This is a genomic window from Pantoea sp. SS70 (genome assembly GCF_029866845.1).
In the GTDB taxonomy this organism is placed as follows: Bacteria; Pseudomonadota; Gammaproteobacteria; order Enterobacterales; family Enterobacteriaceae; genus Pantoea; species Pantoea leporis.
In genome coordinates this window covers 463,622-479,978 of sequence record NZ_CP117199.1, presented here as the reverse complement: position 1 = coordinate 479,978, position 16,357 = coordinate 463,622, and the positions used below count along the sequence as shown (strand labels likewise).

At 56.0% G+C, this 16,357-nt stretch carries 17 protein-coding genes; 11 read left to right on the top strand and 6 right to left on the bottom strand.

What is annotated here, in order from left to right:
• Window positions 1-128: 128 nt before the first annotated feature.
• The gene (locus tag PO881_RS02115) at window positions 129-1,049 is read right to left on the bottom strand and encodes a DMT family transporter (RefSeq protein WP_280172389.1); all 921 of its coding nucleotides are present in this window, start codon (window positions 1,047-1,049) and stop codon (window positions 129-131) included.
• Between the two features lie 270 nt (window positions 1,050-1,319).
• Between PO881_RS02115 and PO881_RS02110 the strand changes: the two genes are divergently transcribed.
• The 4 genes from PO881_RS02110 to PO881_RS02095 are packed head-to-tail and all read left to right on the top strand — an operon-like array spanning window position 1,320 to window position 4,649.
• A complete protein-coding gene (locus PO881_RS02110) occupies window positions 1,320-2,159 on the top strand; it encodes a transporter substrate-binding domain-containing protein (RefSeq protein WP_137385030.1) in 840 nt (279 codons plus the stop codon).
• 2 nt (window positions 2,160-2,161) lie between these two features.
• Complete coding sequence (gene pxpB / locus PO881_RS02105; RefSeq protein ID WP_280172388.1) at window positions 2,162-2,872, top strand: 5-oxoprolinase subunit PxpB; 711 nt, start codon at window positions 2,162-2,164, stop codon at window positions 2,870-2,872.
• Window positions 2,869-3,855 carry a biotin-dependent carboxyltransferase family protein gene (locus PO881_RS02100; RefSeq protein WP_280172387.1) on the top strand — a complete coding sequence of 329 codons (987 nt, stop codon included), beginning with the start codon at window positions 2,869-2,871 and terminating at the stop codon, window positions 3,853-3,855. Before pxpB ends, PO881_RS02100 begins: the two co-directional genes overlap by 4 nt.
• A gap of 20 nt (window positions 3,856-3,875) precedes the next feature.
• Entirely contained in the window at window positions 3,876-4,649 is a 774-nt protein-coding gene (locus tag PO881_RS02095) for a 5-oxoprolinase subunit PxpA (RefSeq protein ID WP_280172386.1), read from the top strand.
• A 33-nt stretch (window positions 4,650-4,682) separates the two neighbouring features.
• Here PO881_RS02095 and PO881_RS02090 read toward each other — a convergent pair whose 3' ends face one another.
• Window positions 4,683-5,885 (bottom strand): pyridoxal phosphate-dependent aminotransferase, encoded by a 1,203-nt coding sequence (locus tag PO881_RS02090; RefSeq protein ID WP_192412586.1) that lies wholly within the window; start codon window positions 5,883-5,885, stop codon window positions 4,683-4,685.
• Between the two features lie 485 nt (window positions 5,886-6,370).
• On the opposite strand from PO881_RS02090, the gene nac reads away from it, so the two are divergent.
• From nac to PO881_RS02055, 7 genes are all read left to right on the top strand, one after another.
• Window positions 6,371-7,294 (top strand): nitrogen assimilation transcriptional regulator NAC, encoded by a 924-nt coding sequence (gene nac / locus PO881_RS02085; protein ID WP_049851333.1) that lies wholly within the window; start codon window positions 6,371-6,373, stop codon window positions 7,292-7,294.
• 109 nt (window positions 7,295-7,403) lie between these two features.
• On the top strand, window positions 7,404-7,820 hold the full coding sequence (locus PO881_RS02080; protein WP_280172385.1) for an acetyl-CoA carboxylase biotin carboxyl carrier protein subunit: 417 nt from the start codon (window positions 7,404-7,406) through the stop codon (window positions 7,818-7,820).
• 112 nt (window positions 7,821-7,932) lie between these two features.
• Window positions 7,933-8,685 (top strand): SDR family oxidoreductase, encoded by a 753-nt coding sequence (locus PO881_RS02075; protein ID WP_280172384.1) that lies wholly within the window; start codon window positions 7,933-7,935, stop codon window positions 8,683-8,685.
• Window positions 8,686-8,707: 22 nt separating this feature from the next.
• On the top strand, window positions 8,708-9,403 hold the full coding sequence (locus tag PO881_RS02070) for an amino acid ABC transporter permease (protein ID WP_280172383.1): 696 nt from the start codon (window positions 8,708-8,710) through the stop codon (window positions 9,401-9,403).
• 5 nt (window positions 9,404-9,408) lie between these two features.
• Entirely contained in the window at window positions 9,409-10,164 is a 756-nt protein-coding gene (locus PO881_RS02065; protein ID WP_137385021.1) for an amino acid ABC transporter permease, read from the top strand.
• 9 nt (window positions 10,165-10,173) lie between these two features.
• Window positions 10,174-10,911 (top strand): amino acid ABC transporter ATP-binding protein, encoded by a 738-nt coding sequence (locus PO881_RS02060; RefSeq protein ID WP_280172382.1) that lies wholly within the window; start codon window positions 10,174-10,176, stop codon window positions 10,909-10,911.
• An 88-nt stretch (window positions 10,912-10,999) separates the two neighbouring features.
• Window positions 11,000-11,275: a hypothetical protein gene (locus PO881_RS02055; RefSeq protein ID WP_101762315.1), complete on the top strand. Its 276-nt coding sequence runs from the start codon at window positions 11,000-11,002 to the stop codon at window positions 11,273-11,275.
• A 40-nt stretch (window positions 11,276-11,315) separates the two neighbouring features.
• On the opposite strand, the gene PO881_RS02050 is transcribed toward PO881_RS02055, so the two are convergent.
• From PO881_RS02050 to PO881_RS02035, 4 genes are read right to left on the bottom strand one after another with little or no spacing between them, the layout of a single operon-like run.
• On the bottom strand, window positions 11,316-12,326 hold the full coding sequence (locus PO881_RS02050) for a fimbrial protein (RefSeq protein ID WP_192412591.1): 1,011 nt from the start codon (window positions 12,324-12,326) through the stop codon (window positions 11,316-11,318).
• Window positions 12,327-12,337: 11 nt separating this feature from the next.
• Window positions 12,338-14,896 carry a fimbria/pilus outer membrane usher protein gene (locus PO881_RS02045; RefSeq protein ID WP_280172381.1) on the bottom strand — a complete coding sequence of 853 codons (2,559 nt, stop codon included), beginning with the start codon at window positions 14,894-14,896 and terminating at the stop codon, window positions 12,338-12,340.
• Window positions 14,897-14,907: 11 nt separating this feature from the next.
• Window positions 14,908-15,594 (bottom strand): molecular chaperone, encoded by a 687-nt coding sequence (locus PO881_RS02040; RefSeq protein WP_101762318.1) that lies wholly within the window; start codon window positions 15,592-15,594, stop codon window positions 14,908-14,910.
• A 53-nt stretch (window positions 15,595-15,647) separates the two neighbouring features.
• Window positions 15,648-16,172: a fimbrial protein gene (locus PO881_RS02035; RefSeq protein ID WP_101762319.1), complete on the bottom strand. Its 525-nt coding sequence runs from the start codon at window positions 16,170-16,172 to the stop codon at window positions 15,648-15,650.
• Window positions 16,173-16,357: the final 185 nt, after the last annotated feature.

The window sequence follows — 16,357 nt, the reverse complement described above, 5'->3', positions numbered from 1 at the left end:
AACCGCGCGATAAATCGCGCCGCTACCGATGCGTGCACCTATGTGTAGCGGCGCAATTCATTGCGCGATAAATCGCGCCGCTACGGATGCGTGCACCTATTTGTCGCAGCGCAAATTACTGCGCAACGTTAAGGCGTACTGCTCACCATCGCCAGTTTGCGCTGGCGATTCTCACGCCACACCGCAAATATCCCGGCCAGCGCTACAATCGATGCGCCCAGCAAGGTGGTGCTGCCCGGCAGGCTGTTCAGGAACAGATAACCAATCAGCATCGACCACACCAGCGTGGTGTAATCGAACGGTGCCAGCAGTGACGCATCGGCGTAACGCAGGCTCAGCGTCACCAGAATCTGCGCCAGCCCCCCAAACAGGCCGCAGCCCACCAGCAACAGCAGCTGTATCGCGCTGGGTTTGCTCCAGCCAAACAGCGCCGTCGCCAGGCCAATTACGGTAGTCATCAGTGAGAAATAGAACACGATCGCGCCCGGCTTCTCGATGCCGTTGAGGAAGCGAATTTGCACGTTAGAGGTCGCGGAGCACAGCGCCGCCAGCAACGCACATGCCACACCAATACTCGTCGTCGCGTTGCTGGCCCCATGGGAAAACAGCGCGCCGCTGGTGCTCAGGCTGGAAGAGAGCATGATCAAAATGCCGGATAATCCCACCACCACCGCGACCCAGCGTGAAACCCGCACCCGCTCTTTCAGCAGCATCGCCGCCAGGATTACGGTAAACAGCGGCGCCGCATAGCTCAGCGCGGTGGCATCGGCCAGCGAAATATAGACCAGCGCCAGATAGTTAAAATACATGCCGCCGGTGCCGGAGAAGCCACGAATAAAGTGACCAGATAGGTTACGCGTCTTGAGATTTTCCAGCACGTCGCCCTGCATTTTCAACCAAATCAGCAGCGGCAACAGCGCGATAAAACTGCGGAAAAAAATCACTTCGCCGGTGGGAAGGGTGCCGTTCAGCCCCTTCACACACGCCAGCATCAAGGTGGCGCACAGCGCGGCCAGTATCTTCAGTAACACGCCTAATCGGGCATTCATGCTTTTTCACTTCTCTCTACCACATGCAATCGGCGGGATTGCCGAGAGGACTTGCAATCAGCCTGGCGAGAAAAGTGTGCGCTGGATAACACTTTTTTGCTCTGCCCGAATAGAAAGAACTTATGCGCCGCTTAGCCATATTTTTTTGCTATTGCACGACAGGGTTTCCCTCTTTTTCGCCTGAAAACAAAGCCGATATAGTCCAGAAAAGCGAGAACGCAGGCGCTCCGTCCCGGTGACGCCGTGGTATTCATCATTGAGGAAGTTCACATGACCATGAAAAGACGTACCACCATCGGGCTGGCACTGCTGCCGCTGCTGGCTATTTCGGCTGCTCATGCCGACATGATGGCCAACATCAAATCCAGCGGCGAGTTAAAGTGCGCGGTCTATTCGGACGTGCCGCCCTTCTCTTCTCCGGATCCGAAAACACGTCAGCTGGCGGGCATGGATATCGATCTATGTAACGCGCTGGCGAAGCAGATGAACGTCAAACTGACGCTGGTGCCCACCTCGGTGGAAGCGCGTATTGCGGTGATTGCTACCGGCCGCGCCGACGTACTGATCGCCAATCTGGCCTACACCAAAACCCGCGGCAACCAGATTCAATTCAGCGATCCCTATTACGTCGCCAAGGAGATGCTGCTGGTCAAAGCACCGCTGGCCGACAAGCCGCTGAGCTATTTCAAGGGCAAACGCATCAGCGCCACCAAAGGCACCACTTCTGAGCAATCAATCCATATCAAAGGCGGCAAAGCGGTGACCTTCCAGGATTCAGCCTCCGCGTTCCTCGCGCTGGAGCAGAACAAATCGGTGGGCTTCGTCACCAACACCATGACCGGCATCAAAACCATTTCGCAGGCAAAAAAAGACGGCATCAATCTGGCGATGATCAAAGAACCGATGGCGCTGGAGCCGATTGGTGTCGGCATGAAGCGTGATGAACCGGCGTTGCTGGCCAGCGTCAACAGCAGCCTGAAGGCGATGGACGATGACGGCACCATCGACAAAATCTGGGATACGTGGATTGGGCCCAACACCGAATACAAAATGGTGCGCGAAGAGCGCGTACAGCCGCTCTCCAGTCTGAAATTTGAACCGCTGGAATAACCATGCCCGTGACGTCGCACTCTGCTCTCCAGCCTGCCAGCGTTCCCGCGCTGGCTTGCTCCTCTGCTATCAAGCTCTCCACCATCGGCGCACGCGCGTGGCTGGTGGAAGCGCCAGGCGGTTTCGATCTCCCGGCGCAGCGCCGCATCTGGTCGCTGGCGCGCCTGCTGCATGCCGATGAAGCGATTGAAGCGCTGATCCCCGGCGTCACCAATCTGCTGGTACTGTTCCGCCATATTCCAGCTGATGAAATCGCCGTGCGCATGCAGCTGCATGCCGCATGGGATCAGGCGCAGGCGATCAGTCCGCAGGGCAAACTGATTGAAATTCCGGTGCATTACGGCGGAGAACACGCCACCGATCTCGAGGCGGTGTGCCGCCATACCGGTTTGAGCCCACGCGAGGTGGTGCGTCTGCACCATCAAAGCGAATACACGGTGTTTGCATTGGGCAGCGCGCCGGGCTTCGGTTATCTGCACGGTCTCGATCCGCTGCTGGCGACACCGCGCAAGAAAGTGCCGTCGCTCAGCATGTTGAAAGGCACCGTCACCATCGGTGGCGCGCAGGCGGGCGTTTCGGCGCTGACCGGCCCGAACGGCTGGAATGCGATTGGTTTTGCCGAGCTGGCGGTGTTTGACCCGCTGGTCGCATCGCCCGCGCTGATGGCACCGGGCGATCGCATCCGTTTTCTGCCGCAGAGGATTGAGCTGTGATTGAGATCGAACAGAGCGGTGCGCTCAACACGGTGCAGGATTTAGGTCGCTTCAACTATCGCCACATCGGTGTATCGGTGAGCGGCGCGATGGATCCGCTGGCGCTGCGTGCCGGTAATTTACTCCTCGGCAACGACGAAAATGCGGCGGCAATTGAAGTGCAGCTGTTCCCGTTCCGCGTGCGATTTTTGCAAAACAGCAGCATCGCGGTGACCGGCGCGGATTGCCGCGCCACGCTGGATGGCACGCCGCTGCCGCCATGGTGGGGCTGCGGCGTGCGTGCCGGGCAAGTGCTGGAACTGCGTTATCCACGCAGCGGCGCGCGTGGCTATCTGTGTGTTGCTGGCGGCATTGATGTGCCGCTGGTGCTTGGCTCGCGCAGTACCGCGCTGCGCGGTGGCTTCGGCGGCGTTGAAGGACGTCCGCTGCAGCGTGGCGATCGGCTGGCGATCGGCGAAAATCGCGGCCCGGCACTTCCGCACAGCGGCATCGGTATTGAACCGCCAGACAGCGCATTACACGCCAGTTTTCCCCGCAACAGCGCCGGAGACATTCAGCTGCGCGCCATTCCCTCCGGCGAATACCCGCTGTTTGCCGCCGATGCCGCGCGCTTCTGGCAGCAATCCTGGCAAGTGTCGAATCAAAGCAATCGCACCGGCTATCGGCTATCAGGCGATCCTATCTTCCCGTCAGAAACCGTTGAGATGCGATCGTACGGGCTGATCCCCGGCATTGTGCAGGTGCCGCCGGGGGGGGAACCGATCATCCAGCTAAGCGATGCCAATACCGCCGGCGGTTATCCGAAGATCGCTGGCGTGATCGAGCAGGATCTGTGGCGGCTTGGGCAAGTGCTGCCGGGCCAGTCGATCCAGCTGATCCACAGCGATGTGCGTGAAGCGATCGCCATCGAACAGGAAGTGGCGCGCTGGCTGAGCCGTTTGCGCTTTAGCTGCCAGCCACTGCGTAAAGCGCTTACCGTTTAATCCGCACAAGGAAACCAGACATGAAGATTGATGTGAATTCCGATATGGGCGAAGGCTTCGGCATTTACCAGCTGTGCGATGACGCCGCACTAATGAAAGTGGTGTCATCCGCCAATATCGCCTGCGGTTTCCACGCTGGCGATCCGGCGATCATGACCAACATGGTGCGGCTGGCGAAGGCACATGGCGTGGGCATTGGCGCGCATCCCGGCTTGCCGGATCGTCAGGGTTTTGGCCGCCGCGAACTGCCGTTTAGCGCCGAAGAGATTTGTCAGCAGGTGGCCTATCAGCTCGGCGCGCTGACGGCGATTGCCCGCGCGGAAGGCACCCACGTTTCCCACTTCAGTTTCCACGCCGCGATGGGCAACATCGTCAACCGCGATGCCGCCCTGGCGCAACAGGTGATGGAGTTAGTGGCGCGCATCAATAGCGAGCTGATCATCTTCGCCCAGCCCGATACGATCATTGAAGTCGCGGCGCAGGCGGCAGGCCTGAAGACGCTGACGCTGTTTCTGGCCGACCGCGCCTATGACGCGCAAGGCCGTCTGGTGCCGCGCGGCATTGCCGGTGCGGTGATCAACGAGGAAAGCGCGCTGCGCGCCCGCGTGCGCCAGTTTTTGCAGCACGGCACGGTGACGACGATTGAAGGTGAAGAGATTGCGGTGCGTGCGCGCTCGATTCTGGTTCACAGCGACACGCCAGGCTCCCTGGCGCTCGCCACCATTGTGCGCAGCGAAATCGAAGCCAGCGGCCATCAGGTCGCCCCGGCGGCGGAGGTTATACAATCCAGGTAAAAAACCAAGTCGCCTTTTTTGGCGACCTGGACATTAAACACAACCACCACAAAACGCCGCAATGCGATCGCATCCCGTCTCTAACCGCTCCATGCTCGTGGCATACGACAACCTGATAAACGGGCTCATGCCGTACGCCGCGCCCTGCACCGTCACCACGTGCTGCTCCTCAATCAGCGCCAGCACAAAATCGGCATCGTTGGTGATCAGCCGGCCACCGGCGCTGGTTTTACCGATGTAGCCCGCGATATTCACAAACAGATAAAATGCGCCCTGCGGTTTGTGGCAGCGCAGGCCATCAATCGACGTCAGGCGCTCCAGCACGTAATCGCGGCGCTGGCGATAGATGCGCGCGCGCTCCTGCAGCAGATCCTGCGGGCCCTCCAGCACCGCCACCGCCGCGGCCTGCGTTAAGGTGCAAACACCGCCGCTGTTCTGGGTATTCACGTTGCTCATCGCTTTGATCAACGGCGCCGGGCCGCCGCAGAACCCCAATCGCCAGCCGGTCATGGACCAGGCTTTCGACACGCCGTTCACCGTCAGCACGCGGTCAACCAGGCGCGGCTCAACCTGCGCCAGCGTGTAGAAACGCACATCGTCATAAATCAGGTGTTCATAGATATCGTCGGTCATGATCCACACCTGCGGATGGCGCAGTAGCACCTCGCCCAGCGCGTGCAGCTCCGCTTGGCTCGCCACCGAACCGGTGGGATTGCTCGGGTAGTTGAGCAACAACCATTTGGTTTTATCGGTGATGGCGGCGTCTAAATCGGCCGGCAGCGGTTTGAAGCCGTTCTCCTGTGTGCAGGGTAGCGCCACCGGTACGCCACCAGCGAATTTGACGATATCGGCATAGCTGATCCACGACGGCGTCGGGATCACCACTTCATCGCCTGGATTGATGGTCGCGAGGATCGCGTTAAAAATGATCTGCTTAGCACCGCCGGCGGTGAGGATCTGGCTGACGTCATAATCGAGCTGATTATCGCGTTTGAACTTTAGCTGGATCGCTTTGCGCAGCGCCGGCGTGCCGTCGGTGGGCGGATAACGCGTATCCCCGGCGCGCGCAGCGGCATAAGCGGCTTCAATCGCGTGAGGTGGCGTGGGGAAATCGGGTTCACCGGTAGAAAGCGCCACCACATCAATGCCCTGCGCCGCGAGATCGCGGGCCTTTTGGGTCATGGCAACGGAGGCAGAAACGGTCACATTCTTTAATCGATCGGCTATCTCGGGCATGGGTTAATCCTGGCTCAGTGTCAGCATGAACGGTTTGCAGCAAGCTGCAAACACGACGTTTATCAGAGGATAGGTTTTTGCCCGAAGCGGCGGTTAATAGTGCTTTGTTGTGGTGATATAACACAAAGCGATGACTGAACCGACCGCACACTTTCGCCATAAAGGTGGCGAGCCTGATGTGGAAATGCGCGGCAGGTCACGCGCCAGCGCCTGACGCAATGTTAATAGAGTGTTACTTTGAGTGCCGGTTAACAGCGCGCAACGCCGGTTTACTCACTCCCATCATCGCCAAATCTAATGAGTGAATCGCACCATACCAGTGCAAAGGTCGCTGTTTTACCCTCGCCGTCTCGGCAACTGTCCAACTCAGCACCTGCCGTAGGAGGCACTGTGGCTCTACCCTCCTGTCTGAGTTCATTCGCGAAAGCTTATTTGGCATCAACTTTGCTTGATACCCGCTATGCGTTCTGTTGGAGGAAGCGTTCATGAATCTTCGTCGCCTGAAGTACTTTGTTAAAATTGTTGATGTGGGCAGCCTGACCCAGGCCGCCGATATTTTGCATATTGCCCAGCCCGCGCTGAGCCAGCAGCTGGCTACGCTGGAAGGGGAAGTGAATCAGCAACTGCTCATTCGTACCAAGCGCGGCGTGACGCCGACCGAAGCCGGGAAAACGCTCTATTCCCACGCACAGGCGATTTTACGCCAGTGCGAGCAGGCACAAAGCGCCATCGAGCTGGTCGGCGCGTCACTGAGCGGCAGCGTCTCGGTTGGCTTAGCGCCGGGCACCGCGGCACAAAACCTCGCATTACCGCTGATGATGGAAGTGCAGCAGCAGCATCCCGGCATCGTGCTCTACTTCAATGAGAACTTCGGCACCACGCTGAGCGAACTGATCATGAATGGCCGCATGGATATGGCGGTAATTTACGATCACCGCACCATTCACGGCCTGCGCTTTATGCCGCTGATGAAAGAGGATCTCTACTTCGTCTGTCCGTTCAGCCTCGCGCAACCGGTGAAAGAGATCCCGCTGGCGCAGGTGGCGCAATACGATCTGTTCCTGCCGCGCGTCTACAACATCATGCGCAAAGTGCTCGACGATGCCTTCGTACACAACAATCTGCAGTACCGCGTGAAATGCGAGATCGAGTCGCAAACCACGCTGAATGCCGCCCTGAGCGCCGGTCTCGGCACCACCATCATGCCGGAATCCGCAGCGCGCGCGATGCTGAAAAGCGGCGATGCGTGGATGGCGAAGATCGTCGATCCGGATGTGCAAGTGTCGCTGTCGTTCTGCATGTCGGATCACCTGCCGCTGTCACAGCCGGCCGAAGCGGTGAAATCGATCCTGCTGTCGCTGATGTCGCGCCGCAACGTTGAGAATCATCCTCTGACGTTGGTGGGATAAGTCCCGCTTATTGCCGCAAAGCGAAACCCTCTTACTGCCCGTATTGCGAACGCGCTAGATTACGATTTTGCCCGCTCAGGCGGGCGTGTTTCGCTTTAACGGGAATTCCATGGATAAAACCGCAATACCGCTGCCGACGCTGCGTGCGCTGGCGCGCAAGATGCAATCCTCCGGGCTGAACAGCCTGGCGCTCGATGGCAAGCACTGGTCAGTGCGGTTGACCTTCGCCGCCACGCCAGCCACGCCCGCGCCTGTCACGCTTCCCGCCGCTGAAAACCCCCTCATCCCGCAACGCATCGGCGCACCGATGCCCGGCACGCTGCTGCGCCGCCATCCGCATAGCCCGCAGGATTTTGTCGCGCCCGGCCAGCACATCGAGGCCGGTGCGGTGGTGGCGCTGGTGCAGGTTGGCCCACTGTATGTGCCTGTGATCAGCCCGGATAGCGGCACGGTGCAGTCGTTTGCGGCAGAGCATTTGTCTGCGGTGGAGTATGGCGAGGACGTGTTGATGTTTCGGTCGCCATGAATGGCAGCCCTGCAGGGTTATAAGGGGCGCTTATTGCCTCAAAATTTTTATGTCTTATGCCCTTGCGGCATAACTGCATACAGTCAAAAGACGCACTAACGAGGAGAGGCAGATGCCATTTTCAGATTACAAAACCGCGCTGGTGACCGGCGCATCGGCGGGAATGGGTGAAGCGATCGTTGAGCGCTTGTGCAAAGAGGGTATCACCGTACACGCGGTGGCGCGCCGTAAAGAGCAGCTGGCGGCGCTGGCCGATCGTACCGGCTGTATTCCGCACGCGGTGGATGTCAGTGACATAAAGGCGCTGACCGCGCTGTGCCAGGATCTCGAAATCGACATTCTGGTGAATAACGCTGGCCTGTCGCATCCGGGCTCGATCCTCGATGCCGACGAGAACGTGATTGAAACCCAGGTGGACGTCAATCTGCGCGCGGTGCTGCATCTGTGTCGTTTGCTGGTGCCGGGCATGGTAGCGCGCGATCGTGGCCACGTCTTCAACATCACCTCGATAGCTGCCATCTACAACTTCAACGGTAACTCGGTGTATCACGCCACCAAAGCCGGTGTGCATGCCCTTTCGCGCCAGCTACGCGTCGATTGCTACGGCGCGCGCGTGCGCGTCACCGAAATCTGTCCGGGCCGCGTCGCCACCGATATCTTCGGCAACGTGTCGGGCGATCACGAAGAGGCGCGCCGCCGCTTCATTGATGGCTTTGAATTGCCGCAGGCCAAAGATATCGCCGACTGCGTCGCTTTCGCGCTCGCGGCACCGCTGGCGGTAAATATCGGCAACATCGAAATCACCCCGACATTACAGGTGCCGGGCGGTCTTTCCACCATGCGACCGGGCGACCACAGCGCGTAGCAGGCGATGATGAGGTAACAGAATGGATCTCGATTTCAGCAGTGTGATAACCGGCCAATACGGCCAGATGATCGTTGACGGAACGGTGATCACCCTTGAACTGGCGTTGGGTGCCTGGCTGCTGGCAATGGTGCTGGCGCTGCTGCTGGTGGTAATTCGCCTGACTGAAAACCGCATCGCGGTTGGGCTGGTCAAAGCCTATGTCTCTTATCACCGCAATGTGCCGACGCTGATCCAGTTGATGATGTGGTACTTCGCCATTCCCACGCTGCTGCCGGAAGCGCTGCAGATGTGGATCAACAACTACAACGCCGAGTTCCTGTTCTCCCTCACCGCGCTGGGTCTGTGTCAGGCGGCGTACTTCTCCGAAGATATCCGCAGCGGCCTGCGCGCCATTCCCGACGGGCAGAACGAAGCTGCGCGCGCACTCGGCATGAGCTACGTGCGCGCCATGCACGGCGTGATTCTGCCGCAGGGCATTCGCAATGCGATGCCCGCGATGATCAACCACACGGTGCTGCTGTTTAAAAACACCAGCCTGGCGATGGTGATTGGTGTGGCGGATCTCACCTATGTAACGCGCGATATTGAGAACCAAACGTTCCGTACCTTCGAATCTTACATCGTGGCGACCGTGGGCTATCTGTTCTTCTCCCTGCTGCTGATGGGCCTTGGCGCACTGCTGGCCCGCCGCTTCCAGCGCGTCTATGCGAGGTAATGGCGATGTTTGAGATGTTCACCATTTTGCATGACAACGGCATGCTGCTGTTGATGGGGCAATACCCGAACGGTCCGATTGGCGGCGTGCTTTGTACGCTGCTGATCTCGGTGCTGGCGGTGCTGCTGGCGTTTCCGATTGGTGTGCTGCTGGGCCTGGCGCGCCTGTCGCCGTGGCGCTGGCTGAGCTGGCCCGCCACTGGCTGGGTTTATCTGCTGCGCGGCATCCCGCTGATGATGGTGGTGTTCTGGACCTACTTCTGTGTGCCGCTGCTGATCGGCCACAACATCAGCGGCTTCGCCACCATGCTGTGTACGCTGGTGATTTATGAGAGTGCCTATATCGCCGAGATCGTGCGCGGTGGCATTCAGGCGCTGCCGCACGGCCAATACGAAGCCTCACGCGCGCTCGGCATGAGCCACCTGAAAACTTTGCGTCTGGTGATCCTGCCTCAAGCGCTGTTCAACACCTTGCCCAGCCTGGTCAGCCAGCTGGTGTCGATCATCAAAGACAGTACGCTGGGTTACGTGATTAACGTGCCGGAGCTGACCTTTGCCGCCAATCAGGTTAGCAATCAGCTGCTGACCAAACCGTTTCAGGTGTTCGCCATTGTGGCGCTGAGCTATTACCTCATCTGCTTCAGCCTCACCTGGCTGGCCAATAAACTCGAAGCGCACATTGCGCAGAAACGTCGTCAAGCACCGCAGCCAACGCCCAGCGTGGCGCCCGCGGTGATGCTGACTAAAACCTCCTCGCAATAAGGAAACCGCATGGGACCGATGATCATGTTTAATCAGGTTAATAAATGGTACGGCGCGTATCAGGCGCTGACCAACCTGAGCGCCGAGATTAATCCCGGCGAAGTGGTGGTAGTGTGCGGCCCTTCCGGCTCGGGCAAATCGACGCTGATCCGCACCGTTAACCGTTTAGAACCGATCGATGACGGCCAGATTGTGTTTGATGGCACCGATATTCACGGCAGCAGCACGCGCCTCAATCAGCTGCGCACGCGCATCGGCTTTGTGTTTCAGAGCTTCAACCTGTTCCCGCATGTGACGGTGGCCGAGAACATCATGATGTCGCCGATGAAAGTGCTGGGCGTGAAGCGCAGCGAAGCGCGTCGTCAGGCGGGTGAATTGCTGGAGCGTGTGGGCTTAGCGCATAAAGCCGATGCTTATCCGGCGCAGCTTTCCGGCGGCCAGCAGCAGCGCGTGGCGATTGCCCGCGCGCTGGCGATGAAGCCGCCGGTGATGCTGTTCGATGAACCGACCTCGGCGCTCGATCCGGAGATGGTCGGCGAAGTATTGTCGGTGATGCGCGGTCTGGCGCAGGAAGGGATGACGATGATGTGCGTGACCCACGAAATGAACTTTGCCCGTGAGGTGGCGAATACCATCTGGTTTATGGACCAGGGACAGATTCTGGAGAAATCACAACCAGAACAGTTCTTCACCCAGCCGCAGCACCCGCGCGCGCAGCGCTTTCTAAGCGACCTGCGATCGCATTAAGGGGGATATTTTTTCACTATCGCCATTTTTAATTAAAGTTTGGTCCTAACTTGTCGTTCTTCTTTATGCCACCACCAGGAGAAGACCGATGAAAACAGCATTCGTATTATTTTCTGGTTTGCTATTTGCCCAAGCCGTTCTGGCTGAGGGCGGTACCGTTTCTTTTACCGGTGCGATAGTTGAGCCTGCCTGTACGACGACGACCAATAGCCAGCATGCCGCAGTGCAATGTAGCCAGAATGGTGTCGATAAAGTGCGTCAGATTAGATTCAATAAGCAACAGCAGACGCTGCCGTTTCAACTCGGCAATGTCAGCGTGCAATCATCGGGCCATATTAAAGCTGTTGAAGTGATCTATCGGTGAGTCATCACTGACAATTTTCCCCCGCCAGGGGGAAAATTATTTATTGATAGGTCAGAGTGAAAGTCGCGGAACTGTTAGCTGTGCCAGGTGTAATGGTTGCGGTCGTTTGGTAATAACGCGCCTGAAGCGGAATATTATAATTCCCCGCACTGGCCGAGGTTCCGGCAACAATATTGGCGCCCAGTTGCACAGGCGCATTGTTAAACAGCAGCTGCACGCCCACTCCACTTGCCGTATTGGCACCTGATGTCAGATTTAATACCCCATTGGCGGAGTTTTGGGCATTTCCATCAATCTTCACATTGATGCGGGTGCCGGCATTACAGTTAAGCGGAAGGGTAAAATTACGCGTAAAGCTGGCATCGGGTGAACTGCCCGTCCCACTGAACGCACGCTTATCCACATTGCCCATATTCACGGCGATGGCAGTATTACTGACTGAACACGCCAGCGTTGTGACACTAAAACCATTCATAAGAATAGTCGATTCCGGTGAATGCCAGAACGCCTGGTTGTTGTGCAAAATAAACGATCCTGCCTGCTGCGCGGTGACCATCCCCGATCCGGTTGGTCCGGTTTTATAGAACTGTAGCAACGCTTGCTCGCGCAGAGGTTGTCCCGCCATTAAGCCATTGACCGAACACAGCAACCTATTGTTCGCATTACCATCTCCCGTACTGGTTCCATCAACCCAGCCACTAAAGTTATTGCAGTTGTTCACTGAGATGCCACCGATAGCAAAGCCAATCCCTGCAATATTGGTGCTGTAAATCCGTCTGCCTCCAATGGTCGTGACATAGTTACCGGTGCCTTTTACGCCCACACTTTGATAAGTCAACGCGGGGGCCGTGTTAGTACAGTTAAACGTGTTCACCGCACCCGAGGTGATCTGGCTGCCAATCAACGATCCCACCGGTAAATCGCGTTGAATCACTATCGCAGGAGGAGAAATTGTCGTCGCGGCTGTGGTGGTGGTACAGGTATAAGCCTGCGCAAAGTTAACGTACAACCCAATAAAAAATATGCTCGGTAATAAAAGAAATAAACGCATAAATGCTTCCTTTAGCGGCATTGTGCCGTCACAGAATTGACACCAAACTGAGCCTTTCCTAACGTAAACGGAGCCTGACATTCGCCGCCCTTCCAGTTCACCTTAACCACGCCCGCTGCGGGCACGCCGCTGAGGTAAACATGTTGTTTGTCATCAACGATGCCATGCGAAAGGGTTTCGCCGTTGGCAACGCTGGCACGTGCGCCGAACGGCACTTGACGCCCACGCAAGGTAACGACCATTTTTGCCCCCGATACCGTGGGATAATTGGCTAATGCTACGGCCCCCTGCGTAGGCACCACTGTTTGGCTGTCACTCAGCAGATCGACGTTATCGCCGAGCGAATTGGCATCAAGCGAAAGCGAGGTGCGGCGATAAGGTGTTACGTTGGGTACGACGGCATAACCTCTGCCATCAGTCAGCACGCCGGTTTGGTTGAGCACGCGAACTGCCTCCGCGTCTTCAGCGCGCACTAACGCCATGGTGTCACCTAACGGCTGGCTCAGAGTCACACCATAGGGATGCACCACAATGCCGCCCGTTGCGCCGTAATTCAGTTGTCGGGTATTCCGCGAGTAGTTATAGCCAGCCTGGTATTCGCCAAAGCGTGCTTTATAGTTGACTGACGCATTGCCATTGGCGCCAACCCCTTGATTGGTGTAACCCTGTTGCACGCTATAGCTCAGGTTATTGTCTGCCAGTGCAGTGCCTGACAACCCCACCGCGCCAGTGGTTTTATCGCGATTGTCGGTGCTGCCCGAGAAGTTCAGCCAGCTTTTGGGTAAAAATCGGTCAAAGGGAATCTGCACCGCCAGCGAAAAAATTTGATCGTGTTTGGTGTAGAACGGCGTCTGTGAATAGCTGTAGTTAAAGGAGTAATTGATGGCGTTGAAGCTGGTGTTATAGCCCAGCGTCAAACTGCGCTCCTTTTCTGTCACGCCCCAATATTGTTGCTGGTAAGCGGAGAGAAAAAGACTGCCATAATCACCCAACGATTGATTAACGTTGAGTTGGGATTTACTGCGTCTGTTATGGCTATAACGCCAGTTTCGCCATTCGCGTCGGGCTTGTTCAACTTCATTGCGGTTGTTGGGATTACCCCGGAAACCCGGCGGCAGTGTATTCGCGTAATAGCCATTGGCTTCATTAAAATCGTAATAACCAGAGGTGGAATAACGGTAGCCTGCCAGAGTAAAAGTGGTGCCGCTCATTGCGACATCTTTTGCATATTGAAAACGAAATGAGCCACCGCGATGAGTTTCTTCCATTAAACGGGCATTGGCGAATGTCCCGTCCAGCGAAATCGAACCCAATAACCCCAGACCTTTCCCCACACCAACCGATGCTGACGTGTAATCACCCGACAGAATTGATCCACCATAAACGGTTGAGCTATAAGGCAAACCATAGATACCTGTGCCTTGTATAAAGCCCGGCTTTTTTGCCGATCCCCCGGTTGAACGATATTGTCCGGCCGTGAAAGCATATTTGAAACGCCCTTCACGCTGCATGATAGGCACCGCAGAAAATGGCTGAACAAACTGTCGGACGCTGCCATTCGCTTCTTTTATTACCACCTCAAGATCGCCACTGGCAGAGGTAGGATAAAGATCGTTTATGGCGAAAGGTCCGGGTGGCACATAGGCTTGCCAAATGATGTTACCGTCCTGACGAATGGTAACTTGCGCATTGCTCTGCGCAATGCCTCGTACAACGGGTGCGAATCCTCGTAAGCTCTCGGGCTGCATATTGTCGTCTGAGTAGAGCTGAGCTCCGCGAAAGGGGAAGCTATCGAATACCTCTGATGGCGTATAGCTCTCTCCCAATACCAGCTGGCTTTTCCAGGGTTTGATGTCACGCTGAACGTAGGTATTAATACTGTTCCACTTATCATTACCCTGACTATGGCTATAGGTGGTGTAGTTGCGCGCGCGCCAGGCCCCGAGATTGATACCGCTACGCAAATTGAGATACGCGTTGTTATCACTTCCCTGACGATAATCACTCCAGTTATTGGCACCTGAATAGCCATAATTCATAAATAGCGCGTTGACACCATCGTCCCACTCCTCTGGGCCAACATACCCTTGTGCGTTATGTCGTACATATTCTTGTGGAATGGAGACGTTTAAGCGTTGCTGGCTTAAATCAAAGCGGGTTTGCGCCTGCGGGATGATGGCAGCGATATTCGTCACTTCCTGCGCAGGTGAGATTTTCACGAAAGCGGGTGTGGCATTCTCTTTCACGCCCCACCGCATAAAATCGGCTTTCATTAATAGGGGCTGCAGACCCTTCGCACCGGGTTCAAAGCGTATACTTTTTGATCCAACAAAATTGTCGTTCAGGTAAACGTCGGCGTTGTAAACGCCCGCCGCCTGGCCTCCACTGTGGCTAAAAGTGGAAAGATCCAGATTTGCACGCTGGCCGCTGTGTCGTTCCACCGTGTCAGGATCAAAATAATCCTCTGCAACCACATCATTAATGGATATTGCAGCCAGTATTAACATGTTAAGTAAGGTGCGCTGAAAAGCAGGCCTCAGCGTTAAAGGTATATTTTGTCTCATCGACATGGCCCTCTCCTTTAATCGGTGCCCACTTTTAATGTTTGTTCTGCTGTAATGCCGCCGAAATCATTAATCGCTCGCCAGCTCACCGGATTGCCAACATGCACTTTTTGGCCCAGAACGATTTCCTGTGAAGGCAACACCATCGGCGGTTTGGTCATAGTTGAACCGTTTACGGTCAGGTCGTAGAGCGAAACGCTGTAAGGCGTGGGATTAAACACGGCGAGTTTGCCCTCACGCTGGCGAAATTTGAGCCTGGTAAAAGCCAATGCGGGATCGCCGCTTAACTCTGCGGGCCGGTAAAATAACTTCATCTTGTTTTTAATGGTGATAACGAGATCGTTAGTGGCCTGACGATTGACCGTGGGGATAATCTTGATATTCAACCAGTGCACGGATTCCTGATCGTCTGGCAACGTGTGACCACTGTAGATAACGCGCACCGAATTCTGGCTATGAGGCTCAAGGCGGAAGAGCGGGGGCGTGGTGATGAAAGTGTCATCAGCGGTATCACTCTCTTCCTGACTGCTAACCCAGGATTGAATCAAATAGGGACGATCGTCTGGATTAGTCACACTTATCGCGGCCAGCTTGTTTTTACCGTCATAAACCAGACGTGTGCCGCCAATCTGCACACCAGACTGAGCCATAGGCGACAGGCACAAAAGTGCCATGGCCAATGGCCAAAGACTTTTTTTAAACATCCATCTCTCTCCGTGACGAAAGAAAGAGCCGCATGACGCGGCTCTGAAACTACTTAGTTGTAAGCAATGGTGAAGGTCGCCGTGGAGTTTGCTGTACCCGCAGTAACTGGCGTGGCCGTAGCGTAATATTTCGCTATATAGGTCAGTACATTAGGGCCGGCTGCCGTGATTGGACGATCAGCCGATTTGCTGGCGATAGGGATGAGAGTGGAACTGTCTTGCTCATATAGCGCGACACCCACATTGGTGGCAGTTTGCCCTGAGTTCAGAGCGAGGATTTGGTTATTTCCCGCAGAGGTTGCGCCATCGAAACGTACGCTGGCCGAGGTTACCGCAGCAGGACAACTTGTCAGATTAATGTTGAAGCGAGTCGGTGCCGCGGTGACACCGGCTCCGGTGAAGGTTTTGCTCGAAACGGTGCCCAGATTCACGGTTTGGTTGGCAGAGCCAGTATCTACCGTGCAAGCGTTATCGGTAATTGTACCCGTAAAATTAATCGTGCCATCAGCAGCAGTTGTCGTGCCAATAAATCCAAGAGAAGCCGTAATTGCAACCAATACTGCGAACTTGCTTTTCATGATTAAACCTCAAAAATCGTCATCAAAAATGTCTCTGCTAAAGCAATGAACTTTCATTTCCATAGCAGAAAAAAACATTAATCGAAGTAATGTTGGAGCCCTTCGACCGCTTTAAGTAAATGACAACTTTCGACCTATTGAAAGTTTTTTTGATTATTCGTGCTCAATTTGAAATATAACCCTAA